21 protein-coding genes are annotated in these 24,363 nt (G+C 65.5%); 15 read left to right on the forward strand and 6 right to left on the reverse strand.

Features of this window, described 5'->3' with window-relative positions:
• Positions 1 to 32: 32 nt before the first annotated feature.
• Genes DWZ01_RS01185 through cobK form a run of 14 tightly spaced genes read left to right on the forward strand, consistent with a single transcriptional unit; the run spans position 33 to position 13,635 of the window.
• A complete protein-coding gene (locus tag DWZ01_RS01185) occupies positions 33 to 1,124 on the forward strand; it encodes a cobalt-precorrin 5A hydrolase (RefSeq protein WP_233506150.1) in 1,092 nt (363 codons plus the stop codon).
• A complete protein-coding gene (cobJ, locus tag DWZ01_RS01190; protein ID WP_117769633.1) occupies positions 1,124 to 1,867 on the forward strand; it encodes a precorrin-3B C(17)-methyltransferase in 744 nt (247 codons plus the stop codon). The genes DWZ01_RS01185 and cobJ overlap by 1 nt, the downstream gene beginning before the upstream one ends.
• The gene (gene cbiE / locus DWZ01_RS01195) at positions 1,855 to 3,204 is read left to right on the forward strand and encodes a precorrin-6y C5,15-methyltransferase (decarboxylating) subunit CbiE (protein ID WP_117769634.1); all 1,350 of its coding nucleotides are present in this window, start codon (positions 1,855 to 1,857) and stop codon (positions 3,202 to 3,204) included. The genes cobJ and cbiE overlap by 13 nt, the downstream gene beginning before the upstream one ends.
• Positions 3,201 to 4,583 (forward strand): cobyrinate a,c-diamide synthase, encoded by a 1,383-nt coding sequence (locus tag DWZ01_RS01200; protein WP_233504586.1) that lies wholly within the window; start codon positions 3,201 to 3,203, stop codon positions 4,581 to 4,583. The genes cbiE and DWZ01_RS01200 overlap by 4 nt, the downstream gene beginning before the upstream one ends.
• Positions 4,576 to 5,718 carry a nicotinate-nucleotide--dimethylbenzimidazole phosphoribosyltransferase gene (locus DWZ01_RS01205; RefSeq protein WP_084591835.1) on the forward strand — a complete coding sequence of 381 codons (1,143 nt, stop codon included), beginning with the start codon at positions 4,576 to 4,578 and terminating at the stop codon, positions 5,716 to 5,718. Before DWZ01_RS01200 ends, DWZ01_RS01205 begins: the two co-directional genes overlap by 8 nt.
• The gene (locus DWZ01_RS01210) at positions 5,715 to 6,263 is read left to right on the forward strand and encodes a bifunctional adenosylcobinamide kinase/adenosylcobinamide-phosphate guanylyltransferase (protein ID WP_035138231.1); all 549 of its coding nucleotides are present in this window, start codon (positions 5,715 to 5,717) and stop codon (positions 6,261 to 6,263) included. Before DWZ01_RS01205 ends, DWZ01_RS01210 begins: the two co-directional genes overlap by 4 nt.
• The gene (locus tag DWZ01_RS01215; RefSeq protein WP_233506151.1) at positions 6,218 to 7,027 is read left to right on the forward strand and encodes an adenosylcobinamide-GDP ribazoletransferase; all 810 of its coding nucleotides are present in this window, start codon (positions 6,218 to 6,220) and stop codon (positions 7,025 to 7,027) included. Before DWZ01_RS01210 ends, DWZ01_RS01215 begins: the two co-directional genes overlap by 46 nt.
• The gene (locus DWZ01_RS01220; RefSeq protein WP_117769635.1) at positions 7,024 to 8,025 is read left to right on the forward strand and encodes a histidine phosphatase family protein; all 1,002 of its coding nucleotides are present in this window, start codon (positions 7,024 to 7,026) and stop codon (positions 8,023 to 8,025) included. The genes DWZ01_RS01215 and DWZ01_RS01220 overlap by 4 nt, the downstream gene beginning before the upstream one ends.
• Positions 8,025 to 8,999, forward strand: a complete 975-nt coding sequence (gene cbiB, locus DWZ01_RS01225) for an adenosylcobinamide-phosphate synthase CbiB (RefSeq protein ID WP_117769636.1) — start codon at positions 8,025 to 8,027, stop codon at positions 8,997 to 8,999. The genes DWZ01_RS01220 and cbiB overlap by 1 nt, the downstream gene beginning before the upstream one ends.
• Positions 8,996 to 10,219: a histidinol-phosphate transaminase gene (locus DWZ01_RS01230; protein WP_158556967.1), complete on the forward strand. Its 1,224-nt coding sequence runs from the start codon at positions 8,996 to 8,998 to the stop codon at positions 10,217 to 10,219. The genes cbiB and DWZ01_RS01230 overlap by 4 nt, the downstream gene beginning before the upstream one ends.
• Positions 10,212 to 11,711, forward strand: coding sequence for a cobyric acid synthase (locus tag DWZ01_RS01235; RefSeq protein WP_233504587.1), 1,500 nt, complete (start codon positions 10,212 to 10,214; stop codon positions 11,709 to 11,711). Before DWZ01_RS01230 ends, DWZ01_RS01235 begins: the two co-directional genes overlap by 8 nt.
• Positions 11,708 to 12,223 (forward strand): cob(I)yrinic acid a,c-diamide adenosyltransferase, encoded by a 516-nt coding sequence (locus DWZ01_RS01240; RefSeq protein WP_117769639.1) that lies wholly within the window; start codon positions 11,708 to 11,710, stop codon positions 12,221 to 12,223. Before DWZ01_RS01235 ends, DWZ01_RS01240 begins: the two co-directional genes overlap by 4 nt.
• Positions 12,224 to 12,865: a precorrin-8X methylmutase gene (locus DWZ01_RS01245; protein WP_117769640.1), complete on the forward strand. Its 642-nt coding sequence runs from the start codon at positions 12,224 to 12,226 to the stop codon at positions 12,863 to 12,865. It abuts the gene before it with no gap.
• Complete coding sequence (cobK, locus tag DWZ01_RS01250) at positions 12,862 to 13,635, forward strand: precorrin-6A reductase (protein WP_117769641.1); 774 nt, start codon at positions 12,862 to 12,864, stop codon at positions 13,633 to 13,635. The genes DWZ01_RS01245 and cobK overlap by 4 nt, the downstream gene beginning before the upstream one ends.
• 211 nt (positions 13,636 to 13,846) lie before the next feature.
• Here the strand turns inward: cobK and DWZ01_RS01255 are convergent, their stop codons facing one another.
• The 6 genes from DWZ01_RS01255 to metK all read right to left on the reverse strand — a co-directional run bounded on the left by DWZ01_RS01255 (position 13,847) and on the right by metK (position 22,464).
• On the reverse strand, positions 13,847 to 15,061 hold the full coding sequence (locus DWZ01_RS01255; protein ID WP_117769642.1) for an ABC transporter permease: 1,215 nt from the start codon (positions 15,059 to 15,061) through the stop codon (positions 13,847 to 13,849).
• A complete protein-coding gene (locus DWZ01_RS01260) occupies positions 15,058 to 15,831 on the reverse strand; it encodes an ABC transporter ATP-binding protein (RefSeq protein ID WP_117769643.1) in 774 nt (257 codons plus the stop codon). Before DWZ01_RS01260 ends, DWZ01_RS01255 begins: the two co-directional genes overlap by 4 nt.
• Positions 15,831 to 17,267 carry an efflux RND transporter periplasmic adaptor subunit gene (locus tag DWZ01_RS01265; protein ID WP_158556886.1) on the reverse strand — a complete coding sequence of 479 codons (1,437 nt, stop codon included), beginning with the start codon at positions 17,265 to 17,267 and terminating at the stop codon, positions 15,831 to 15,833. The genes DWZ01_RS01260 and DWZ01_RS01265 overlap by 1 nt, the downstream gene beginning before the upstream one ends.
• 132 nt (positions 17,268 to 17,399) lie before the next feature.
• The gene (locus tag DWZ01_RS01270; RefSeq protein WP_158556968.1) at positions 17,400 to 19,115 is read right to left on the reverse strand and encodes a L,D-transpeptidase; all 1,716 of its coding nucleotides are present in this window, start codon (positions 19,113 to 19,115) and stop codon (positions 17,400 to 17,402) included.
• 149 nt (positions 19,116 to 19,264) lie between these two features.
• Positions 19,265 to 20,872, reverse strand: coding sequence for an L-serine ammonia-lyase, iron-sulfur-dependent, subunit alpha (gene sdaAA, locus DWZ01_RS01275; protein WP_117629348.1), 1,608 nt, complete (start codon positions 20,870 to 20,872; stop codon positions 19,265 to 19,267).
• A 311-nt stretch (positions 20,873 to 21,183) separates the two neighbouring features.
• A complete protein-coding gene (gene metK / locus DWZ01_RS01280; protein WP_117629349.1) occupies positions 21,184 to 22,464 on the reverse strand; it encodes a methionine adenosyltransferase in 1,281 nt (426 codons plus the stop codon).
• Positions 22,465 to 22,684: 220 nt separating this feature from the next.
• Between metK and gltX the strand changes: the two genes are divergently transcribed.
• Positions 22,685 to 24,160 (forward strand): glutamate--tRNA ligase, encoded by a 1,476-nt coding sequence (gene gltX / locus DWZ01_RS01285; protein WP_117847701.1) that lies wholly within the window; start codon positions 22,685 to 22,687, stop codon positions 24,158 to 24,160.
• The last annotated feature ends 203 nt before the right edge of the window (positions 24,161 to 24,363 follow it).

The raw sequence follows: 24,363 nt of genomic DNA on the forward strand, positions 1-24,363 counted from the left end.
CCTGCATAGCGTTCACTGAGAGGGGGTATGCGTTGGCGGAGCGCACCGCACGCGCGCTTTCCGATTGCGCGCAGACAGGTGAAGATGACCCTGGCTGGGACGTTTCCGTTTCGCGCGGGTTCGGCGAGGGGAAGGCCGACCTGCGCGCATGGACGGCGCTCACGTGGGAAGCGTCGGACGCGCTTCTGTTCGTGGGCGCGGCGGGCATCGCCGTGCGGGCGATCGCGCCGCATGTCGCCTCGAAGGTAAACGATCCCGCGGTTGTGGCGATCGACGAGGCGGGGCGCTTTGCCGTCCCGCTTTTGTCGGGGCATTTGGGCGGTGCGAACGAGCTTGCGCAAACTGTGGCACGCGCGGCAGGGGCCATCCCCGTCATCACCACGGCGACCGACGTCCGCGGCGTGTGGGCGGTGGATACGTGGGCGCGCTGTGCGGGGCTCCCCGTTTCGAATCCCGAGGCCATCAAGCGAGTGTCGGCGCGGCTGCTTTCTGGCGGGCGCGTGGCGCTCTATTCCGACATGCCGATTTCGGGACAACCGCCTGAGGGAGTTGACATTGCGTCCGACCGCGCTCGGGCCGATATCGTCGTGTCGCCGTTTGCTGGCGCGAATGAAGGTGCGTCCGTTCGCGTGGCGGAGACAACGGGCAAGGTCGTGCCCGCCGGTGAGACGGGGAAGCCGGCGGGCGTGCGGGCGCAGGCGCCTGCGCCCGAGCCGCTTCGCCTTGTCGTGCCCTGCATCGTTGCGGGCATTGGGTGCCGTCGCGGTGCGTGCGCCGAAGCGATCGAGGAGGCGTTTCTTCTCGCGTGCGGGCAGGCGGGTATCTCGCCTTCGGCCGTGCGCAAGGCGGCGACGATTGACGTGAAGGCGCACGAGGAGGGTCTGCTCGCCTTCTGCCGCGCGCGCAACATTCCGCTTGCGACGTATTCCGCAGATGAGTTGTCGCAAGTCGAAGGCAGCGTTTCGCCATCTGATTTCGTGCGCGCGACGGTGGGGGTTGACAACGTGTGCGAGCGCGCGGCGCTCGCGGACGGGGGCAAACTTATCTTCCCGAAGCTCGCTCATGGCGGCGTGACCGTCGCGTTTTCCAAGGTAACTATCGAACTATCGTTTAAGGAGCGGTGATGGGAAAGCTCTTCGTGGTGGGGATCGGCCCGGGCGGCCCCGACGGCATGACGATTGCGGCCCGGCGCGCGCTCGAGGCGGCCGACATCGTTGTGGGGTACACGAAATACGTGGAGCTCGCGCTCGCCGCCGTGCCCGACGCGGCGCATCTCGCGACGCCGATGATGCACGAGGTCGAACGGTGCCGCCTGGCGCTTTCGCGCGCGCAGAGCGGAGAAGCCGTGGCGCTCGTGTGCAGCGGTGACGCGGGCGTGTACGGCATGGCGAGCCCCGTGCTGGAGCTTGCGGAGGACTACCCCGATGTAGACGTGGAAGTTATCGCCGGGGCCACCGCGGCTCAGAGCGGGTCGGCGGTGCTCGGCGCCCCGCTTGCCCACGACTTCGCGGTCGTGTCGCTCTCCGACCTGCTCACGCCGTGGGAGGTCATCGAGCGCAGGCTCGCCGCCGTGGCGAGCGCCGACTTCTGCATCTGTTTGTACAACCCGCGCAGCAGAAAGCGCGCCGACAGGCTCTCACGCGCGGCGAAGATTATGCTCGAATGGAAGGCCCCCGACACGCTCTGCGGCTGGGTACGCAACATCGGGCGCGAGGGGCAGCAGTCGGGCATGTGCAGGCTCTCCGAGCTGGGGGAGATCGACGCCGACATGTTCACCACCGTGTTCGTCGGCAACGCGGACACGAAGCTCGTAGGCGGCCGTATGGTCACGCCGCGCGGGTATCGGGAGATTCCATGCGAAAGGTAACGATCATCGGGGCGGGGCCCGGAAACCCCGACTTGCTCTCGCGCGCGGCGCTCGACGCGATCGACATCGCCGATGTGGTCATCGGCGCTCATCGCGCGCTTGCCGGCATCGACGTGCCGCCCGACGTGGTGAGATGCGAGCTCGTGAAGACGGCGGACATCGTCGCCGCGCTCACCGATGCGGCGTCGTGGCAGCGCGCCGTGGTCGTGATGACGGGCGATGTGGGGCTGTTCAGCGGCGCGCGCCGCCTGGTGGAGGCGCTCTCCGGCAACGCGCAGGTGGACGTGCGCGTCATTCCCGGCATAAGCTCAGCGTCGTATCTCGCCGCGCGCCTCGCGCGTCCATGGCAGGATTGGCGCTTTGCGAGCGCTCACGGCGTGGCGTGCGACATCGTGGCCGAGGGCGAGCGCGCAGGTGAGCTCTTCCTCGTCACGTCGGGCGGGGAAGACCCCTCGCGGCTTTCCGGCGAGCTTGTGCAGGCGGGCTTCGGGGACGCGCGCGTGACGGTGGCCGAGCGCCTGTCGTACCCCGACGAGCGCATCATCTGTGCGACCGCAAGTGAAATCGCAGGTCAGACGTTCGACGACTTGAACGTGATGCTTATCGATTTCGCAGGCGGCGCCGGGTCGCCTGCGGGCTCTAGCGCAGCCTCCGAGGCGCCGGCCGGCGCGTCTGCGCCCGCGGCGACTTCTTCCGTGGTGGACTCTGCGGGCGCATCCCGCGCCGCGAGCTCCCGCTGGCCGTACGCTTCCTCGGGCATTCCCGACGAGCTCTTCATCCGCGGTGACGTTCCCATGACCAAGCAGGAGGTGCGAGCCGTCGCGCTCGCGAAGCTGCGCCTTACCGCGACCGACACCGTGTGGGACGTCGGCGCCGGCACGGGGAGCGTGTCGATCGAGGCGGCGCTCGTCGCGCGAGCGGGGTCGGTATGGGCGGTCGAGCGCAACGCGACCGGCGTGCGGCTCATCCGAGAGAACGCGGATGCATTCGGGTGCGGCAACGTGTATGCGGTCCCCGGCGTCGCTCCCGAAGCGCTCGCGAAACTGCCCGTCCCCGACGCCGTGTTCGTCGGCGGGAGCGCGGGCGAGCTTCCCTCCATCGTGGAGGCGGCGCTCGAGAAGAATTCGCAGGTTCGCCTGTGTGTGCCATGCGTCACCATTGAGACACTCACTGAGGCGTGCGCGCTCCTCTCGGGTTCGCGCTTTAAGGGGTTCGAGGCGTGCCAGGTGTCGGCCGCCCGTGCCGAGGCTGTAGGCTCGCATCATCTTATGAAGGCGCAAAACCCCGTGTTCCTCGTCAGCGCGCGTGGTGCAGGTGGGGAAGGCGGTGCCCGGTGAGCACGTCCATCCCGCGCTTCATGGTCGCTGCGCCCTCGAGCGGGAGCGGCAAGACGGTCGTAACGTGTGCGCTCCTGCGCGCGCTCGCGCGCCGCGGCCTTGCATGCGCGGCCTTCAAATGCGGCCCCGACTACATTGACCCGCTCTTTCATCGCCGCGTCGTGGGTGCGCGCTCGGGCAACTTAGACGGTTTCTTCACCGACGCCCCGACGCTGCGCGCCCTGCTCGCACGCGGCGCCGCGGGCGCGGATGTCGCGGTGCTCGAGGGGGTCATGGGCTTCTACGACGGCATGGCGCCCGGCGTGGCCTACGCGAGCAGCTACCAGGTTGCGCGCGACACGGAAACGCCGGTCGTTTTAGTGGTGAACGGGCGCGGGGCGTCTTTATCGCTCGCCGCCGTAATCCGCGGCATCGCCGAGTTCCTGCCTTGTGCGAACGTGCGCGGCGTCGTGCTGAACAAGACGAGCGCCGCTGCCTGCGCCTACGCGAAGCCTGCGATCGAGAAGCACACGGGCGTCGCGGTTTTGGGTAATATCCCCGCCGACGAGGCGTTCTCGCTCGAAAGCCGGCATCTGGGGCTTGTGACCGCCGACGAAGTCAAGCAGCTCTCCGCGCGCATCGACAAGATGGCCGAGCTGGTGGAAAAGAGCGTCGACGTCGACCGCTTGCTCGAAATAGCGGCGACGGCACCCGATATCCGCGAGGAACCATACCGGTTGGAGCCGATCGCGGGAGCGCGGCCCATCGTCGCCGTCGCGCGTGACGAGGCGTTCTCGTTCTACTACGAGGAGAACCTGCGCGCGCTCGAGGACCTGGGTTGCGAGCTGGCCTTTTTCAGCCCTCTGTGTGATAGCGAGTTGCCCCGGGGGACAAGCGCCCTCTATCTGGGGGGCGGCTACCCGGAGCTCCATGCGCGGCAGCTCTCCGAGAACGCGCCGATGCGCGAGGCGGTGCGGCGCGCGGTGGAATCCGGCATGCCGACGGTCGCCGAATGCGGTGGGTTTCTGTATCTGCAGCGCGAAATCGCCGATAGCGAGGGGCGGCGCTGGCCTGTTGCGGGCGCCCTTGAGGGCGCAAGCGAGAACGGGGGAAGGCTGTCCCATTTCGGGTACGTGGAGCTCACTTCTCAACGCGACGGGCTCTACGGGCCGCGCGGCACACGCATCCGCGCGCACGAGTTCCACTACTGGCAGTCCACCTGCCCGGGCGGCGACTTCTGGGCGCAGAAGCCCCGGCGCGACAAGGGCTGGCCGTGCATGACGACCACCCCGTCCCTGGTTGCGGGCTTCCCGCATGTGTACTATCCTGCGAACCCCGACGTTGTGCGCGCGTTTGCATCTGCCGCAGCGTCGTTCGCAGAGAGGAGACGGCATGGCTGAAGCAACCGAAACCGCGCTTGCCTGCATCCGCGAGGAAGTCGAGCGCGCGTTCTCGTCGGCGCCGGGCGCCGTGCTCGAAGCCGCGCTCTCCCGGATCGCGCCCGCAGACGAGTGCGCCCGCGCCGCCGCGTACGCCGCGTGGGACTCCATCGCGCACCCCTTGGGGGGATTGGGCGACTTTGAAGACGCCGTCGCGTGTATCGCCGCAGCTCAGGGGAGCGCCGAGGTGGCCGAGTTTCCCCGTGCGCTCGCGGTATTCTTCTCCGACAATGGGGTCGTTGCCGAAGGCGTGTCGCAAAGCGGACAAGACGTGACGCGAGCCGTCGCGCGCAACATGTGCGAGGGGGCCACGAGTGCCTGCCGCATGGCGGCGTTCGCGGGTGCCGAGGTCGTGCCCGTCGACGTGGGTATGGCCCGGGGCATAGAAGACGCGCGCATGGTGCTCGCGAACGTGCGGCGGGGGAGCGGTAATATCGCGCACGGTTCCGCTATGTCTCGCGATGGGGCCGTGCGCGCGATCGAAGTCGGAATCGCCGTCGCGTGCGGGCTTGCCCGCGCCGGCGTGCGCCTTCTCGCCGCGGGCGAGATGGGCATCGGCAACACGACCACCTCGGCGGCGGTGGCCGCAGTGCTCCTCCGGGCGGACGCACGGAGCCTCGTCGGGCGCGGCGCGGGGCTCTCGGACGCCTCGTTCGCGCGCAAGCGCGACGTGGTCGAGCGCGCTATCGACGCGAACTCTCCCGATCCCGCCGACCCGATCGACGTGCTCTCGAAGGTGGGCGGCTTCGACATCGCGGCGATGTGCGGCTTCTACCTGGGGGCCGCGGCCTCGAAGGCGCCGGCGCTCCTCGACGGGGTCATATCCTGCACGGCGGCCCTGTGCGCGGCGCGCCTTTGCCCTAACGCCTTGGGCTACCTCGTGGGCACCCACGCATCAAGCGAACCCGCAAGCCAGGAGCTCCTTCGCGAGATCGGCATTAAGGCACCCCTCGACGCAGGCATGCACTTGGGCGAGGGCGCGGGCGCCATGGCGTATCTGCCCCTTCTGGATTCGGCGCTGCGCGTGTACCGGGATGGGAAGACGTTCACGGCGACTGGCATGGCTGCTTACGAGCATTTCGAGGCCGGGAAATGACGGTGACGCTCGTCATCGGCGCCGCCGCGAGCGGCAAGAGCGCCTACGCCGAGTCCCTGTGCCTCGGGCACGATGGCCCTCGCGTGTACCTGGCAACGATGGAGCCCTTCGGGGAAGAGGGCGCCCGCCGCATCGCGCGCCATCGGGCGCTGCGCGAGGGCAAGGGGTTTTCCACCCTCGAGCGCACGCGTGACGTGGGCGCCGCAGTGTCCGGGCTTCCGCGCGGCTGCACGCTTCTTTTGGAGGACGTGGGCAACCTGGTTGCAAACGAGCTTTTCGCGGAAGGCGGCTTGTCCCCACGTGACCCCGACGCTGCGGCGCGCGAGGTGCTCGGAGGCATCGAACGGCTCGCTCAGGCCGCTGCGTATACGGTGGTGGTCACCGTCGACGTGTTCGCCGATGGGATGCGCTACGATGAGGGGACCGAGGCATGGAGGCGCGCGCTCGCGCGCGTGAACGCGGGCGTGGCGGCGCTGGCCGACCGCGCAGTCGAAGTGGTATGCGGGATTCCCGTGTGGATGAAAGGCGAAGGACCTACAAGGTGAAGATAGCAGAGGCAATCGGCGCGGCGTTCGGAACGTTCTCGCGCATCCCCGTCCCGAAATCGGCCTGGACCGATTTCGGATCAACCCATGCGCTTGCCGCGTTTCCCCTGGTGGGCCTTGCGGAAGGCTTCCTCATGACGGCGTGGGGGCACGTGGCGAACCTGCTCGGCGTGCCCGCGACCATCGTCGCGGCTGTGCTCGTGGCGCTGCCTGTGGCGGTGACGGGAGGCATTCACCTAGACGGGCTCTGCGACACCTCCGATGCGCTTGCAAGTTGGACCCCGCGCGAGCGAAAGCTCGAGATCATGCACGACCCGCGGGCAGGCGCCTTCGGGGTCATCGGTGTTGTCATGTACCTTATTCTGCAGTTTTCCCTGTTCACCGCGCTGCCGCTTACGGCGGGGGCGTTCCTCGCGCTTCTGTGCTCGCTCGTGTTCTCCCGCGCGCTTTCGGGGCTCGCCGTAGAATGCTGGCCTGCCGCGCGGGCGGACGGCATGGCCGCGGGACTCTCGCCTGCTAAGAAGCGCGCGGCGATCGTCGTGCCGCTTTGCGCTTTCGCTGCGGCTTCGGCTGCAGGGATGGTCGCGTGCGCTCGGGCCGTCGGCGCCCTTATGGCGGTGGCGGGGCTTTTGGCGCTCGCGTGGTACCGTCATGTTGCCCTGTCCCGCTTCGGCGGGGTGACGGGGGATTTGGCCGGATGGTTTCTGCAATGGGCCGAGCTCGCGATGCTTGCCATGCTGGTGGCGGGGGGTATGCTCCTATGATGCTCGTGGTAGGTGGCGCGCATTCGGGGAAGAGGACCTTCGCGCGCGAAAAGCTCGGGTTCGCGGCGGACGATTTCGTCGACGCGGCGCAGCTTGCGGAGGGCGGCGTGCCCGCGGCTTTTGCCGGCCGCGTCGCGTACCGTGCTGAGGAACTCGTACGCGCGCTCGACGCTGACCGGGCGCTCGAGCGGCTGATCGGCTTCGACGCAGTGATTCTGTCCTTGGTGGGCTCGGGGGTCGTCCCCATGCGTGCGGAAGACGCCCAATGGCGCGAGCGTGCGGGGCGCCTGGGATGCGCGCTCGCTGCGCGCGCCGACGTCGTCGTGCGCATGACGTGCGGGATTCCCCAGGTCATCAAAGGAAACCTTGCCGATGCGCCTCGAGGGACGCAGGGCGCAGGCGCGCCTTTGGAAGTCATCTTCGTGCGCCATGGTGCCACGGCGGGCACGGAAGACCATCGCTACAGCGGGGCGGGCACCGACGAGCCCCTGTCGAGCGCGGGCGAGCGCGCTTTGCGCGACCTCGCGTGCGATCGTGACGTGTTCCGTGTTATCACGAGCGGCATGGCCCGCACCGACCAGACGGCACGCATTCTCTTCCCGAACGCGGAGCTTATGGCGTGCCCCGGTCTGCGCGAGATGGATTTCGGCGACTTCGAGGGGCGAAGCGCCGCCGAGCTTAAAGAGGATGCGCGTTACCGCGTCTGGGTAGACTCCTGGTGTGAGACGCGCTGCCCGCATGGCGAGGGCAAGAGCGATTTCACCCGCCGCGTCGTCGCGGCGTTTCGGGAGGCGTGCGATTCGGAGCGCGCCCAGGGGAGTGGGCGCGCCGTCTTCGTCGTTCACGCGGGTACCGTGAAAGCGCTGCTCTCCGAGCTAGCTGTCCCGAAAATGGGATACTTCGACGTGCATACCGAGCCGGGCGGCGCATGGGCCGCCACCTGGGATGGGCGCTGCCTTCGCGACGTTCGCCCCGCTTCGGGGGGCGATGCCCGGTGATGACGATTCTTGCCGTCGCCGCCGGGTTCGCGGCCGACCTTGCCTTCGGCGACCCGCGCTGGCTTCCCCATCCCGTCGTCGCCATGGGGCACGCGATCACATGGGCCGAAGGCCGCCTGCGGGGCGCATTCCCGCAAACGTCCGCGGGCACGCGTGCCGCAGGGCTTGTGCTCGCCGTGGCGCTTCCGCTTGCGTGTGGGCTTTTGACCTGGGGTATCCTACATCTTTGCGGCATGGTTCACTCCGGCTTGCGCTTCGTGGCCGAGGCATGGGCGAGCTATCAGATTCTCGCGACATGCGAGCTGCGCCGCCAGAGCCTGGCCGTGGCCCGCGCGTTCTCGAAGGGCGGCCTTGTCGCGGCGCGCGAAGCCGTCGGGCTCATCGTGGGACGCGACACGTCTGTTCTCGACGAGCAGGGCGTCGCGCGCGCCGCCGTGGAAACGGTGGCGGAGAACGCGAGCGACGGCGTCATCGCGCCGCTTTTCTACCTTATGATCGGGGGTGCGCCCTTGGGCATGGCGTACAAGGCGGTGAACACGCTCGACAGCATGGTGGGCTACAAAAACGAGCGCTACATCGACTTCGGCTGCGCCTCGGCGCGCCTCGACGATGCGGTGAACTGGATTCCCTCGCGCTTATCGGCCCTGCTCATGATCGCCGTGTGCCCGATCGTTGGGCTTGACGCGTGCGGGGCGGCGCGCATCTGGCGCCGCGACAGGCGTCGCCATGCGAGCCCCAACTCGGCGCAGACCGAGTCAGCGTGTGCGGGCGCGCTCGGGCTGCGCCTGGCAGGACCCGCGGTGTATTTCGGCAAGCTCGTTGAGAAACCGACGATAGGCGACGCATCCCGCGAAATCGAGTGGGGCGACATCGCCCGGGCGACAAGGCTCATGCTCGCCGCGTCCGTATGCGCGCTCGTCGTCTTCGGCGCCGCGCGCGCGGCGGTCGTGCTCGCCGTGGGGGCGATGTCATGAGGGAAGACCACGCTGCGTCCCGGGCTGCCGGGGGAATCCTGCGCGCCCGTACGCATGGGGGCAGTGCGCAATCGCTTGGCATCGCTTGCGAAGGGGGCGCCTCCGACTTCATCGATTTCTCGGTGAACGTGAATCCGGCAGGCCCCTCGCCGCGCGCTGTCGCCGCAGCCTGCAAGGCGCTTTCTCGAATCGACGCCTACCCCGATAGGGAAAGCCTCGCCCTTGTTCGCGCCCTAGCGCGCGCCCAGGGCATTCCCGAAGATACTATCGTCTGCGGCGCGGGCGCGTCCGATATCATCTGGCGGCTCGCCGCGGCGGTGCGCCCGAAACGCCTCGTCGTGTGCGCGCCGACGTTCTCTGAATATGCGGAGGCGGCATCGTACTACGGCGCATGCGTGCAGGAGTTCCCGCTCTCCGATGCGGACGACTTCGACGTGCCCGCCTCCTTCGCCCACGCGATCGAGGGGCCGGGAGACGTGGCGTACCTCTGCAATCCGAACAACCCGACGGGGCGCCTCGTCGACCCCCGCGTGATCGATGCCGCGGCTTGCCGCTGCGAGCAGACGGGCGCGCTGCTCGTCGTGGATGAGTGCTTCCTCGGATTCGCGCCCGACGCCCGCGAAAGGAGCGTGGCCGCACGCGCCGCGTGTTCGCGCCATGTGGCCGTGCTCTCCGCGTTCACCAAGCTCTACGGAATGGCGGGGTTGCGGTTGGGATATCTGATCAGTGGAAACGCCCAACTCATCGAGGGGATTCGCCGGGCGGGGCAGGCGTGGCCCGTCTCCTCGGTCGCCGAGGCCGCGGGCATCGCCGCCCTGGAAGACGTCGAATACGTCTCGCGCACGCGCGATGTATTGGCGGGCGAGCGAGCGTGGCTTTCCCACGAGCTCTCCTCGCTCGGGCTTTCCGTCGTGCCGTCGGATGCGAACTTCCTTTTAGTCCGCACGCCGGCGAAAGACTTCCCCGAGCGCCTGTATAAACAGGGGGTTTTGGTCCGCACGTGCGACTCGTTTTCGGTACTGTCCCGTTCCTGGTGCCGCGTCGCGGTGCGCACGCGCAAGGAGAACGCCCGGCTTGTGATGGCGTTCAGTCGCGCGCTTCGGGCGGAAGGCGCATCGGGCGAAGGCGAACCCGACGAACGGGGCGGCGCTTCTTGCAGCGGCGCTATGGCGGGCGCGGATGGCCGAGGCTCGGAGAAGGAGGTCGATACCCGTGGGTAGGGCGAAGCCCATCATGATCCAGGGCACCATGTCGAACGCGGGGAAGAGCCTGCTTGCGGCGGGGCTGTGCCGTGCGCTTTCGCAGGACGGCCTGCGCGTGGCTCCCTTCAAGAGCCAGAACATGGCGCTCAACAGCGGTGTCACGGCCGACGGGCTCGAGATGGGGCGCGCCCAGATCATGCAGGCCGAGGCGTGCGGCATCGCGCCCGACGTGCGCATGAACCCCATCCTGCTCAAGCCCGAAAGCGACCACCGAAGCCAGCTCATCGTGGCCGGCAAGGCGCAGGGAGCCTTTGCTGCGAGGGACTACTTCGCGCGAAAGAAGGCGCTCATGCCGCAGATTTTGGAGGCGTTCGATTCGCTCGCGGAGGAAAACGACGTCATCGTCATCGAGGGCGCCGGCAGCCCCGTCGAAATCAACCTTGCCGAAAACGACATCGTCAACATGGGGCTCGCGCGCGCCGTGTCCTCCCCCGTGCTGCTCGCGGGCGACATCGACCCAGGCGGGGTGTTTGCCCAGCTCTACGGTACGGTCGCGCTCCTTGCGCCCGAGGACCGCGCGCTTTTGCGGGGGCTTGTGGTGAACAAGTTCCGCGGCGATGTGGAAATCCTGCGCCCGGGTTTGGCCCCGCTCGAGAAGATGTGCGGGGTTCCCGTCGTGGGGGTCGTGCCGTATCTTAAGCTCGACCTGGACGACGAGGACTCGCTTGCGCCGCGCCTATCTGCCCGCGAGGCGCGCGGCGTCATCGACGTCGCCGTCGTGCGCCTTCCGCACCTGTCGAACTTCACCGACTTCGACCCGCTTTCGCGCGTGCCCGGCGTGGGCGTGCGCTACGTTTCCTCGACGACCGATCTGGGCCGGCCCGACCTTGTGGTGCTCCCCGGCTCGAAGACCACGCTTGACGACGCGCGCTGGCTTGCGGCTAGCGGCATCGGAGCCTGTGTACGCGCGCTTTCGGGCGCGGGCACGCCGGTGCTCGGCATATGCGGAGGCTACCAGCTTTTGGGAGACGAGCTTTCCGACCCGCACGGCAGGGAAGGCGTTGGCACCGCGCGCGGGCTCGGGCTCATCCCTGCAAGTACGGTGTTCAAGGAAGAAAAGCACCTCGCCCAGTCGGAGCTGCGCATCACGGGTGCCCAAGGCGCGTTCTCGGTGTGGAACGGCATGACGGCGCGCGGGTACGAGATTCACGACGGCGAAACGACCGTCTCCTGCGCCCCTGCGGGCACGATTGGCGGCAAACCAGAAGGCGCGGCCTGCGGAAACGTGTTCGGAACCTATCTCCACGGCCTGTTCGACGAACCGGGGGTGGCACTCGCCCTCGCGCGCTCGCTCGCGCGCATGCGCGGCCTGCCCGAGAGCGTCGTGGGTGCTGAGGGCGCGGTGTCCGCGGCCGATCACCGTGCGCGCGAGTTCGACCGCCTGGCCGACTCCGTGCGCGGGGCGCTCGACATGGAGTATGTCTACCGCATTATCGAGGAGGGCGTATGATCCACGTGTATCATGGCGACGGCAAAGGCAAGACCACGGCGGCGATGGGCCTCGCCCTTCGCATGCTCGCCGCGGGCCGCCGCGTCGTCGTCGTGCAGTTCCTGAAAGACGGCGAAAGCGGGGAGGTGCGCCTGCTCGCCGAGCATTTCGGCGTGCCCGTGTTCGCGGGGAAGGCGTCGGACAAGTTTACCTGGTCCATGACGTCGGAAGAACTTGTCGCGACGCGCGAGCTGCACGATGGGAACCTCGCTTCCGCGCTCGCCGAGCTCGAGGGCGCGCAGGAGGGGCTGCTCGTGCTCGACGAGGCGCTCGACGCACTTTCGAAGGGGCTTGTCGACGAGGCACTCGTGGACCGCGCGCTCGATATGTCCGCGCGCGGCATCGAAGTGGCGCTCACCGGGCGCGCACCTTCCCGCAAGATCGTGGACAAGGCCGACTACATAACCGAGATGCGGTGCGAGAAACACCCCTACGCTCAGGGGATATGTGCAAGGGAAGGAGTGGAGTACTAGATGGATTCCAAGGAGATGGCGCCCGGCGACATCGAGCGGCGCAGCTTCGAGATCATCACCGAAGAGCTCGGCGGCCGGACGTTCCCGCCGCTCGAAGAGCCTGTCGTGAAGCGCGTCATCCACACCACTGCCGACTTCTCGTACGCCGATTCACTCGTGTTCACCCATGACGCCGCGCACTGTGCGCTCGACGCACTACGCGCAGGGGCCACGGTGCTCACCGACACGAACATGGCGCTCGCAGGCATAAGCAAGCCCGCGCTCGCGAAGCTCGGCTGCAAGGCCGTGTGCTACATGGCCGACCCTGATGTCGCCTCGGCTGCGCGCGCCGCGGGCACGACTCGCGCCGTTGCGAGCATGGACAAAGCTTGCGGCATCGAGGGTCCGTTCATCGTGGCCGTCGGCAACGCTCCCACAGCACTTCTGCGCCTCGCTGAGCTCATGGACGCGGGGAAGATCGCGCCCGCGCTCGTCGTTGGGGTGCCGGTCGGGTTTGTGAACGTGGTCGAGGCGAAAGAGGAGCTACTCGCGCGACGCGTGCCGGCCATCGTCGCGAGGGGTCGCAAGGGCGGCTCGACCGTGGCGGCCGCCATTATGAACGCGCTGCTCTACCAGATCACGCGCCCAGGCGGCCCGAAGTGACGGCGCCCGCATCCGCGCCGGCGCTGCGCATCTTCGCCGGCACCACCGAGGGCCGCCTTCTGTGCGAATGGGCGAGCGGGGCGGGCATCCCCGCCCGTGCCTACGCGGCAACCGAGTACGGAGGCGAGCTTTTGGGCGAGCTTCCGGGCATCGAGGTGCATGCGGGCAGGCTCGACGAGGCCGACATGGAGCGCGAGCTTTCCGGCGCGCGCATCGTCGTCGACGCCACGCACCCCTTCGCTACGCTCGCAAGCGGCAACATCCGGGCCGCTTCGCTCGCTGTGGGTGCACGATGCCTGCGCCTTGCGCGCCCGGTCGAGGCGCTGCCCAAAGGCGTCGTGTCGGTCGCGTCGATCGCCTGTGCGGCGCGCTTTCTCTCCGAGAACCCGGGTCGCGCGCTTCTCACGACGGGGAGCAAGGAGCTTGCTCCCTACACACGCGTTGCCGATTTCGCGGAGCGCTTCTTCGTGCGTGTGCTCCCGCTGCCCGGTGCTATAACGAAGTGCATCGACGCGGGGTTCTCGCCGTCGCACGTCATCGGCATGCAGGGGCCCTTCACCCGCGAGCTCAACGAGGCGATGCTTCGGCAGGTGGGCGCCCAGTGGCTTGTGACCAAGGACTCGGGAACCGTAGGCGGCACGGCCGAGAAGATCGCCTCCGCGCGCGGCGTGGGAGCGCACTGTATCGTGGTCGCCCGTCCCGCCGAGGGAGGCGGAGCCCTTTCGCTTCGGGAAGTGGAAGACGCGCTCTTACGGGAGCTCGCGCGCTAGGCGCTCGCCACGCCTGCGCGCCCTCTCGCCCGCGAGGAGGAGCGCCCCGAGCAAGCTCGACCCGTACAAGCCCGTCATCCGCCAAAAGCTCGAGGACGACGCCCGGAACCGGCGCAAGCAGCCCTTCAATAAGTTGCGGTGAAATAGTGTCTGTTTTTGCTGCTAGATAGCATATTCAGTCCCTAATTCACCGCAACTTGTTGGTGGTGACTTACTGGTAGCGTAGGCACTCCACCGGGTTGAGCTTTGCCGCGCGTCGAGCGGGGTAGAAGCCAAAGATTACGCCGATGCCGACGGAGACGGCGAAGGCCAGCAGCACCGTGGCGATTGAAAAACTCGGTGTGATTTGCCCGCTGGCACCGAGCTCGCCAAGAATCCCGGATCCGGAGGCAAACATCGCAAGAGCCCAGGCCAGCAGATAGCCAATCAGGACACCCAACAGTCCGCCGGTGACGCACAGCGCCGAGGACTCGGCCAAAAACTGGGCGGTAATATCGCGACGACTGGCGCCCAGAGCGCGGCGGATGCCGATCTCGCGGATGCGCTCAGTCACGTTGGTGAGCATCATATTCATAATGCCGATACCGCCGACAAGCAGCGAGATGCTGGCGACAGCACCCATGATGAGCGAGAACGCGCCCATAAAGGAGTTGAGTGCATCGATGGCGCTTTTCATGGATGTCGCCGATACACTGTCGTACTCATCCTCCTCCGCGATGCCCTTTATCGCGTGCACCTTGGACTCGATGGTCTTGCAGAGCTCATCCATGTCCGTGCCCTCGGCGGCAAGTGCCGTCACGCTGGGGAATGAAGGATTCTCGTCACCAAACAGGCCGGAGATGGTTTCGCGTGGCATATACAGCGTGAGCGAGCCCATGGAGTCGCTGCCACCATCTATCACGCCTACAATCTGCACCTCGCCGTTGGACACCTTGATGGTTTTCCCCAGCGCATCCTGTTCGTTGCCGTAAAGCTGATCGGCGCCGTTGCGGCTGATGAGCGCCACGCGCGAGCCTGACTGGGACTCGGCCTGGGAATAGGTGCGCCCCGCAACGAGCTTGCTGGCCCCCACGGCGTCTAGCATGTCGCTATCGACACCTTGTGCCATGACGGTATAGCTTTTATCGCCGGTCTTGTACTCGGTATACGCGCTGTCGACAATGCCGATCTGCTCTATCTGCGGCACCAGTTTTTGAAGCTTCTCGATGTCCGACTCGGTGAGTTCTTGCGACGAATAGATTTGCACCATGCGTGCCGCATTGAGACCCAGACTGTTGACCAGGCTGTTTTGGATGCCGCCGATGAGCGAAGTCATGGCGATTACCGAGGCGATGCCGATGACAATGCCCAGGATGGTGAGCAGGCTGCGCCCCTTGTTGGCTTCGAGCGAGTGAAGGGCTTCCTGGATGAGATCGCGGGCGCTCATGCCACCACTCCTTTCGGCGGGTTGGCGGGGGCGGAAATCATGGGCAGGCTATCTACGGCGCTGCGTAGGGTCCGCGGTGCATGTGGAATATACGCGCCGTCGTGAATGCGACCGTCGCGGATGGTCACGGCACGGTCGGCCTCGGCGGCGATGCCGGGGTCGTGTGTGATAAGCACGATGGTTTTGCCGCGCTTCTGGAGCTTATGGAAGGTCTCCATCACAAGCGCTCCGGTGGCGGAGTCTAGGTTTCCCGTTGGCTCATCGGCCAGGATGATGGGCGGGTCATTGACGAGGGCGCGCGCGATGGCGACACGCTGCATCTGGCCGCCCGAGAGCTCGGATATGCGGTGGTCCCAGTGGTCGACGGGCAGCGTGACGGCCTGCAGCGCGTGCACGGCGCGCATTTCGCGCTGGCTACGGGACACATTGGTGTAGGCCAGCGGCAGCATCACATTTTCGATAACCGACAGGCGCGGCAGCAGGTTGAAGCTCTGAAAGACAAAGCCAATGCTCAGGGCGCGAACTTCGGTGAGCTCGTCATCATCGAGCTCGGCCACGTTGAGCCCTTGCAGGTAGTAGTCGCCCGCCGTCGGCTTATCCAGGCAGCCTAGGATGTTCATGAGCGTTGATTTTCCCGAGCCCGAAGGGCCGGTAATGGCGACGAACTCGCCGGGATTTACCGCCAGGCTCACGTTATGCAGGATGTGGGCGCAACCTGCCTCGCTCTCAAAGATGCGGTGCACGTTGCGGATGTCGATAACGGGACGCATTACATGCCCTCGTCGGCAGACATACTGCCCGAATCCGCGCCGTAGCCGCCGTCAGCCGTTGCGTCCGCTCCGGTGTCCATGACGAGGGTGTCGCCATCGCGCAACTTGGTAACCGGCACGTTGGGGTTGATCTCGTTGCCCTGGTCGTCGCGCTTGACCTGTGTCTTGCCGACTACGGCTTCGTTGTCGTTTTGCGTCACGACTGTCACCTTCACGCGACGGGTTTGCTTGCCCTCGTCATCAGTCGCCACGTTGACGTAATAGTGTTCGCCGTCTTCGGTCATGAGCGCCATCGTCGGCACCATCACCACGTCGTCGAGCTGCTCGGTCACCACTGATACCTCGGCCGTCATGCCCGGCTTCAGGCGCGCGTCGGGCGCCTCTATGAGAATGTCGACGTTAAAGGTTACGCTGCTGCCGTCACCGTTGGCGGCGTCAGAGTTTGCCACCGAGGCGATAGCCGTGACGGTGCCCTGGCTCACGATATCGGGAAACGCGGGATACGTGACGTTGGCGCTCTGCCCAACGGCGATCTTGGCGATGTCCTTTTCGCCCACCTGCACGGTCACCTTCATCTTGGATAGGTCGGCGATCTGCATGCACTGTTTGCCGCCGCTCGTATCGCTTTCGCCCATGATCATGCCGCCTGTTACCGTGGCGCCCACCTTGGCGTTGAGCTCCACGATACTACCCGAGCTCGGGGCCGTGACCGTGCGACTGGCGGCCTTGGCGTTCGCCTGGTCGAGGTTTGCCTGGGCCGATGCCAGGCTGCGCTGCGCGGCCGATACGGCGTTCGTGTCCGCTGATGCGGCGGAGACGCCAGCCGCTGCGGAAGCTCCATCGACGTCCGTCGTTGGGGTGGTCTGCGCGGCGGTTGCGGCTTTCTGCGCGTTGGCGAGGTCTTCCTGGGCGGCTGCAACTGCACGCTGCGCCTCGGCAACGTTGCGATCGAGCTCGTCGTTTTTAATGGTCATAAGCACGTCGCCCTCGTTGACGGATTGGCCTGCCTGCACGTTGATCGAATCGACCGTACCGTCGACAGAAGGGGAGACCACTGAGGACGAAATGGGTTTGAGCTGGCCTTTCGCCTCGACCGTTGTGGTAAACGTGCCCTCGGTCACCATGTCGGTCACCGGCCCGTTGTTGCCTGCGGGCCGTGCGTTGATGGCTAAGGTCACGACAACGGCGATGAGCACAATGGCGGCCACGACGCCGGCCGCAATGCCGCGTCGGATGAGCTTTTTGCGTCGATGTTCGGCACGTTTTGCCTTGAGCTTGGCATATGCCTCTTCATCGGAAATCTCGGTCGCATCGTTCGCGCGTCCGCTCTGCTTATCGGCATGTACGTTTGTAATCAGAGGAATCGTTTCGGTGGCACCTTCGGGCGTGCGCTCGGTATCATCTGGGCCCGGGGTGATCGTGGGGACATTCGGCATAGCGTCTCCTTTATAGAAAGAACCTCGATAATTATATGCGCCCACCGGTTGGGGCGGGCGCATAGAACGGTTTCTTTCGGAACTGTTAGATTGGTCGCAGCGGTTCCACGTTGTATGAATGTGCGCGTTGCACTACGAGTGCACGACCACGCACAGGCCGACTTTGATGCAGTCGTGAAGTGCCTTGGCGTCTGCCAGGCGCAGGTTGATGCAGCCGTGGCTGCCGCACCATTTGTACGACTCGGCGTTATCGAAGCTCTTGTCGTTTTGCCAGGTGGCATCATGGAAGCCGATCATGTTGCCCTCAAACGGCATCCAGTAGCTTACCGGGCTCTCGTATTTGGGCTTGCCGGTCTCGGGGTCCTTGGCACCGATAAGCTTGCTGGCGCCATTGTTGCTGTTGATCTGCCATACGCCCTCGGGGGTGGCGTCCTCTCCCGGCTTGCCAGAAATAAAGTTGGCCTCCCAAACGATATTACCGTTCTCGTCATAGTAGCGCGCGTGCTGCTCGGACAGATCGACGTCGATATACGCCTTCCAGTCGGGCTCTCCCTTTGCGGTAAAGGTGTCGGCCTTCTGGGAGTACTTGATCTCGATTTCGCCGGTCTGCTTGTTGTTAATGGCGTCCTCGACCTGCTTGGCGAGCGAGCTGCTGTCGATGGACCAACCAAAGTCACCGCCTTCGACGGCACACTGCTTGCCATCGGCGCGCGTCCACCAGCGAGTGGAGCCCACGGTATTAAAGCCGTTGGCGAGCTCGGCTGCCCAACTGCTGATCTGCGACGTATCGAGCGTGGGGTTGGCCGGATCGGCAAAGCTGATCCACTGCAATACGGAGCTGCCATCAACCTTGCCGGCATCCTCGCCGTTGAGCTTGAGGGTCACGTTGACGCCCAAGAAGTTGTTGGCGGCATCGCATGCGGCCTGAATCTGATCATCGGTCAGCGTTCCATTGAGCGGCTCATAGGCATCGTTGCCGAGCTTGGAAAGATCTACGGTCTCGGCCAGCGAGGCAAGCTCGAGCTCGGCATACTTAATGACATGCTCGCGGTTGAGTTTTTCGTTGGAGCGCGCCTTCTCGACGGTAAACTTGCCGGCCTGCTCGTCATAGGAGCTATTGGCCTCGAACGCGCCCGAACGCCCCTCGTTAAACTCGTCGATGGCGGCGCCCAGATCCTTCTCAAACTGCTTTTGGTCAAAGGTGTCGGAGAGCATGGACAGGTCGACGTCTTGATCAAGATCGACTTCGTTGGAGCTAGCGGTTGTTTTGGTCTTGCCGCTTAAGGATTCTACAAGGCGAACCGGCCATACAATGGCTTCGTTGCGGCTGATAATCTCTTTTGCGGCAGCTTCGCCGTCGACAATGGGCTCATCGGACTCGGGCTGATAGGTCCAGCTAAAATCATCGCCTGTCACGGTGAGCTTATAGTGCTTCCAAGCCGAGTTGACCTTGGTGGCGGCAGACGAAGCGTTGGAGAACGAGACATCGACGCCGGCGATAGTGGTGTTGGGGTAGGCTACCTGCGAAAACGCTACAACGCCTACGATATAGACAATGACGATAAGACCCAGAACGACAAAGAGCGTCGTCTTTTTGCCCGACTTATTGTTCTCGGCGGGTTTGCGTGCGGGGCCGCGATCGCCTCGAGCGTGCGTGGGGGGCTGCTTGGGCGCATTGCCATTTGCCTGGCGCTGCTGATGCTGCTTGTTCGGACGTTGGGAAACGTTTGCCGCACCTCGCTGCTGACCGCGGCTCGGCGCGATAGGACGCGGCGACTGAACGCCGCCGGTGTGCCTGCTCGGCTGCTGCGGATCGGGAATCAGTTGAGTTCGATCGTTTTGCGACATCGTATGCATATCCTTCGGATTTCGCCTTGCGGCTCATCGTGTTTTTACTGGGCTTGCATTATAGCGATTACCCAGTTGTTTGTGGTATGGAAACGGTGGCATTCAAAAGAGGTGGGACATTTGTCCCACCTTCGAGTCTTTCTTTGTCGCTATCCGCACTCACCGCATTTTGCACAGGCCGAAAGTGCGGCCGGAGCCTGCGCGATGCCACCCTTTGCCGTCTCGCGCAGCGTGGCCGGCAACGCGTGGCCCACGGAGAGCATGACGTGCGCCATCTGGTCAAACGGCACCAGGCTCTTGATACCGGCAAGTGCAAGCTGCGCCGAGCTAAATGCCGCGGCCACGCCGATGGCATTGCGGTTTTGGCACGGCACCTCCACGAGGCCGCCCACCGGGTCGCAGACCAGGCCCAGCAGGTTGCTCAGGGCGATGGAGCTGGCGTCGAGTGCCTGCTCAGGCGTGCCTCCGAGCATCTGCACCAGCGCGGCGGCGGCCATGGCGGCCGCGCTTCCCACCTCGGCTTGGCATCCGCCCTCGGCGCCGGCGACGCAGGCGCTCGTGGTGAGGTTGAGGCCGATGGCGGCGGCGCAGTAGAGGGCGTCCATGACTTGCTCATCGTCCAGTTGCAGATGGTCGGCGAGCGCCAGCACGCAGCCGGGCACGACGCCTGCGGAGCCGGCCGTGGGGGCGGCGACGATCACTCCCATTGTGGCGGAGCGCTCAAGGACGGCCATGGCGCGGGCCACGGCATCGGTCTGGACGGCGCCCATCAGGCTTACGCTCAAGTCGTTGCGGCCGGTGGCATCAACGAGCTTGGCCTCGCCGCCGATAAGCCCGCCGAGCGAGCGCTGAGGATTGGCGATGGGGGCCGTGGTCTCCTCGCGCATGACGTCGAGCACGCGGCGCATGGCGGCGACGGCGTGGGCCTCGCCGGTCAGGCGCGCCTCGCGAACGGCCATGACGGCGCCGATGTTGAGGCCGAGTTCGGCGCAGGCGTCGAGCAACTGCGCACCATCGTCAAAGATTTCCTTGGCCGAAACGCCGGGGGAGAGCGACGAGGCCGAGCCCGGGAGCTCGATAAAGGTGGCGTAGTTTACATTGTCGAGCTTGCGCAGCATGGGGATGACGGTGTCGTCGGGGGCGCCATCGGTTTCAAAGACGGAGTATGCCTGGCCGCCCACCTCGGTGCGGTAGGTGCGGCAGAAAGCGATGTTTACATGTGCGTAGGCGAGCAGGTTCGTGAGCGCGGCGAGCACACCGGGGACGTCCTGGTGGGCCACGAAGAGCGTGGAATACATGCCCGAGATATCGACGCCGACGCCGTTGATGCGGCTGATGCGCATCTTGCCGCCGCCCAGGCTCTCACCGCGGACCTGTGCCGTGGCGCCCGTATCGTCGGCCATGTCGATGTCGACGGTGTTGGGATGGATGGAGGCGTCGTCGCCCTTAATTTCAAAGTGGTAGTCGAGGCCCTGCTCGCGTGCGAGGTCGAAGGCCTGCTTGATGTTCTCGTCATCGGTGTCGAGGCCCAGAATGCCCGCGACGAGAGCGCGGTCGGTGCCGTGGCCGCGGTAGGTGTGGGCGAAGGAGTTCCACAGGCCAAAGGTGACTTTGGTGATGCGGCCTTCCAGCAGGCTGGCGGCAACTTGTGCGCAGCGCAGGGCGCCGGCGGTGTGCGATGAGCTGGGGCCGACCATGACGGGGCCCAAGATCTCGAATGCCGAGGTCGTAGCTAGTGTTTGTGGCTTGCCTGCCATATGCGCTCCTGTTCTATCCCGTCGTCCCGAGGGGCGGGGCATAAGGTCGCCTGCTCGGACAGTCCTGACTCGCACGGAGAGCACATTAAGTGCTCTCCGGCTCGTGCGGAACTCGCGATCGACCTTATGCCCCGCCCCTCGGGACTAAGGATACATGGTAGAGGCGCTCGTGCTGCAAAATTCATGAGCTGGTGACCTATTCTGCGTCCCAGGTCGGCTCATCTTCACCACCGGTTAATAAAAAAGAGGTACCGGTTGGTCCGGTACCTCTTTTGGTGCGTTTCGATTTGGCTGTAGCTTTTGCCGCTAGCTTACAGGCCGCAGGCTGCTTTGAGTTCTTCGACTCGGTCGGTATTCTCCCAGGTGAAGTCGGCGTCTTCGCGGCCGAAGTGGCCGTAGGCTGCCGTCTTCTCGTAGATCGGTCGACGCAGGTCCAGGTCGCGGATGATTGCGCCCGGGCGCAGGTCGAAGGTCTTCTCGACGGCCTCGACGATCTTGTCCTCGGCAACATGCGCGGTACCGAAGGTGTCGACCATGATTGAGAGGGGCTTGGAAACGCCGATGGCGTAGGCGAGCTCGACTTCACAGCGGTCGGCCAGACCGGCGGCGACCACGTTCTTGGCGACCCAGCGCGCGGCATACGCGGCGGAACGGTCGACCTTGGTGCAGTCCTTGCCGCTAAAGGCGCCACCGCCGTGACGGCCGTAGCCGCCGTAGGTGTCGACGATGATCTTGCGGCCGGTGAGGCCCGTGTCGCCCATGGGGCCGCCCACGACAAAGCGACCGGTGGGGTTCACGTAGATCTCCGCGTTGTCCCACGGCATGTTCTCGGCGGCCATGACCGGGGTGATGACGTGTTCGATGAGGTCGGCCTTGATCTTGCCCATGTCCTCAATCTCGGCGGCGTGCTGCGTGGAGATGACGATGGTCGTGACCTCCACGGGCTTGCCTTCCTCGTAGCGCACCGTGACCTGGGTCTTGCCGTCGGGGCGCAGGTAGGGCAGGGTTCCGTCATGGCGCACGGCAGCCAGGCGCTCGGCCAGGCGGCTTGCCAGGTAGTGCGGCATGGGCATGAGGGTCTTGGTCTCGTTGGAGGCATAACCGAACATCATGCCCTGGTCGCCGGCGCCGATCAGGTCGATCGGGTCGGTGGTAGCGCCGGTCTGGGTCTCGAAGGACTCGTCGACGCCCTGGGCGATATCGGGCGACTGCTCGTGGATGAGGCTCATAACGCCGCAGGTGTCGCAGTCAAAACCGAACTTGGCACGGTTGTAGCCAATGCGGCGGATAACGCCGCGGGCGATTTCCTGTACGTCGACGTAGGCCTGGGTGCGAATTTCGCCGGCAACGATGATGGTGCCGGTGGTCACGAGGGTCTCGCAGGCGCAGCGGACGTTCTCCACGTTGGCAGGCACGCCGTTGGGGGCGATGTAGCCCTGCTCCTGGAGCTCTATTTCTTTGGCGAGGATTGCGTCGAGGACGGCGTCACTGATCTGGTCAGCGATCTTATCGGGATGACCTTCGGTCACCGACTCCGACGTAAAAACAAAGGACCCGTGTTGGGGTGGAATGGAACGAAGTTCTTCTGACATGATTGTCCTTTCAAAAACGTGTTCCGGCGACCGTTACCATTCCGCCGGGCTCTCTATGCAAGGGCACATCATAGCGCGTAAATCAAACATTCACACCCTTTCCGCACCTACTCATTTAAGTCTGTCCCCAATGAGTGGGTCGGTGCCCTTTGTGCGGAGGTTGCTTTGTTGCTTTATACTGGTGCGGTTAGACATCCATCCTGCAATCGAGGAGATTTCCATGGCATCAGACGTTCGCGTCCGCTTTGCACCCTCACCGACGGGCAAGCTGCACATCGGCGGCGCCCGCACCGCTATCTATAACTGGGCTTTCGCCCGTGCTAACGGCGGCACGTTCATCCTGCGCATTGACGACACCGATCCCACCCGCTCTACCGACGAGAACACGCAGATCATCCTGCGCGCCATGCGTTGGCTGGGCCTGGACTGGGACGAGGGTCCCGAGGTGGGCGGAGACTTTGGCCCCTATGCCCAGACCGAGCGCCTGGACCTGTACAAGCAGGCCGCCCAGAAACTTTGGGACGAGGGCAAGGCCTATCCCTGCTTCTGCACCAAGGAGCAGCTCGACGCCGACCGCAAGGCCGCGCAGGAGCGCAAGGACCCCTTCCAGGGCTATCAGCGTCGTTGCCGCGATCTTGATCCCGAGGAGGCCCGCCGCCGCATCGAGGCCGGCGAGTCCTACGTCCTGCGCATCAAGGTGCCCGTGGACCGCGGCGACGTCGTCATCCACGATGCCGTCCACGGCGAGGTGACCTTCGACGCCAAGGAGCTCGACGACTTTGTCATCTTCCGCTCCGATGGCACGCCCACGTACAACTTCGCGACCGTCGTCGACGACGCCATGATGAAGATCACCCATGTCATCCGCGGCGACGACCACCTGTCCAACACCCCGCGCCAGGTCATGGTCTACGAGGCCCTCGGCGCGCCCGTGCCCACGTTCGCCCACATCTCCATGATCCTGGGCGCCGACGGTAAGAAGCTCTCCAAGCGCCACGGCGCAACTTCGGTGGAGGAGTACCGCGACGCCGGTTACCTTTCCGACGCCTTCGTCAACTACCTGGCGCTGCTCGGCTGGTCGCTCGACGGCGAGACCACGATCATCCCGCGCGATGTCCTAGCCAGCAAGTTCTCGCTCGACCGCATCTCCAAGAACCCGGCGACCTTCGATCCCAAGAAGCTCGATTGGGTCAATGCCGAGTACATCAACGGCATGTCCGACGCGCAGTTTGCCGATGAGATCATGGTCCCCAAGCTGCACGAGGCGGGTCTCATCGAGGGCAACGTCGAGTACGGCGAGGACTGGATTGATGCGCTTGCCGCCATCGTCAAGCCGCGCACCAAGATGCCGACCGACGCCGTGACCGTCGCCGCTCCCATCTTTGCTACGGTCGAGACGCTTGAGTATGACGAGAAGTCCGTCAACAAGGGCCTGGCCAAGGAAGGCATGGGTGCCATTCTGGATGCCGCCAAGGCCGCGCTCGAGGGCGTGGACGAGTGGACGGCTGTCAACATTGACGCCGCGCTTGAGCCGCTTCCCGAGCAGATGGACCTTAAGAAGCGCGTGGTGTTCCAGGCCGTGCGCGTCGCCGTCTGCGGCAACATGGTGAGTCCTCCGCTGGGCGAGACCATGGCGCTCGTCGGCCGCGACGACTGCCTGGCGCGCATCGACCGCGCCCGCACGATGGCGCTGTAATCGCTGCGCAAATGTATGTATCCGAGCCCCGTTCACTCAGAGCGGGGCTCTTGTTTCTGTAGACGTATGGGATAGGAGGTGCTGGGGCCATAGCCGAGCAACTTTCGCTGTTTGGTTCGCCGGAACCAAAACAGGCCCTCGAAAAGCCCGACCGCTCGGCCGAGCAGGCCAAGCCCGAGTCCGCGCCCGAGCCCGTTGCCGCC

This window comes from Collinsella sp. AF28-5AC, assembly GCF_003457875.1.
Lineage (GTDB): Bacteria > Actinomycetota > Coriobacteriia > Coriobacteriales > Coriobacteriaceae > Collinsella.

Excerpts from the sequence above, each read along its gene's own strand:
- DWZ01_RS01255 (WP_117769642.1), bottom strand. The coding sequence starts at position 15,061 with ATGAGCGCCCGCGATCTCATCCAGGAAGCCCTTCACTCGCTCGAAGCC.
- DWZ01_RS01245 (WP_117769640.1), top strand. The coding sequence starts at position 12,224 with ATGGATTCCAAGGAGATGGCGCCCGGCGACATCGAGCGGCGCAGCTTC.
- DWZ01_RS01240 (WP_117769639.1), top strand. The coding sequence starts at position 11,708 with ATGATCCACGTGTATCATGGCGACGGCAAAGGCAAGACCACGGCGGCG.
- metK (WP_117629349.1), bottom strand. The coding sequence starts at position 22,464 with ATGTCAGAAGAACTTCGTTCCATTCCACCCCAACACGGGTCCTTTGTT.
- DWZ01_RS01265 (WP_158556886.1), bottom strand. The coding sequence starts at position 17,267 with ATGCCGAATGTCCCCACGATCACCCCGGGCCCAGATGATACCGAGCGC.
- DWZ01_RS01260 (WP_117769643.1), bottom strand. The coding sequence starts at position 15,831 with ATGCGTCCCGTTATCGACATCCGCAACGTGCACCGCATCTTTGAGAGC.
- gltX (WP_117847701.1), top strand. The coding sequence starts at position 22,685 with ATGGCATCAGACGTTCGCGTCCGCTTTGCACCCTCACCGACGGGCAAG.
- DWZ01_RS01210 (WP_035138231.1), top strand. The coding sequence starts at position 5,715 with ATGACGGTGACGCTCGTCATCGGCGCCGCCGCGAGCGGCAAGAGCGCC.
- cbiB (WP_117769636.1), top strand. The coding sequence starts at position 8,025 with ATGACGATTCTTGCCGTCGCCGCCGGGTTCGCGGCCGACCTTGCCTTC.
- cobJ (WP_117769633.1), top strand. The coding sequence starts at position 1,124 with ATGGGAAAGCTCTTCGTGGTGGGGATCGGCCCGGGCGGCCCCGACGGC.
- DWZ01_RS01230 (WP_158556967.1), top strand. The coding sequence starts at position 8,996 with ATGAGGGAAGACCACGCTGCGTCCCGGGCTGCCGGGGGAATCCTGCGC.
- DWZ01_RS01205 (WP_084591835.1), top strand. The coding sequence starts at position 4,576 with ATGGCTGAAGCAACCGAAACCGCGCTTGCCTGCATCCGCGAGGAAGTC.
- DWZ01_RS01215 (WP_233506151.1), top strand. The coding sequence starts at position 6,218 with ATGCGGGATTCCCGTGTGGATGAAAGGCGAAGGACCTACAAGGTGAAG.
- DWZ01_RS01220 (WP_117769635.1), top strand. The coding sequence starts at position 7,024 with ATGATGCTCGTGGTAGGTGGCGCGCATTCGGGGAAGAGGACCTTCGCG.
- sdaAA (WP_117629348.1), bottom strand. The coding sequence starts at position 20,872 with ATGGCAGGCAAGCCACAAACACTAGCTACGACCTCGGCATTCGAGATC.
- cbiE (WP_117769634.1), top strand. The coding sequence starts at position 1,855 with ATGCGAAAGGTAACGATCATCGGGGCGGGGCCCGGAAACCCCGACTTG.
- DWZ01_RS01270 (WP_158556968.1), bottom strand. The coding sequence starts at position 19,115 with ATGTCGCAAAACGATCGAACTCAACTGATTCCCGATCCGCAGCAGCCG.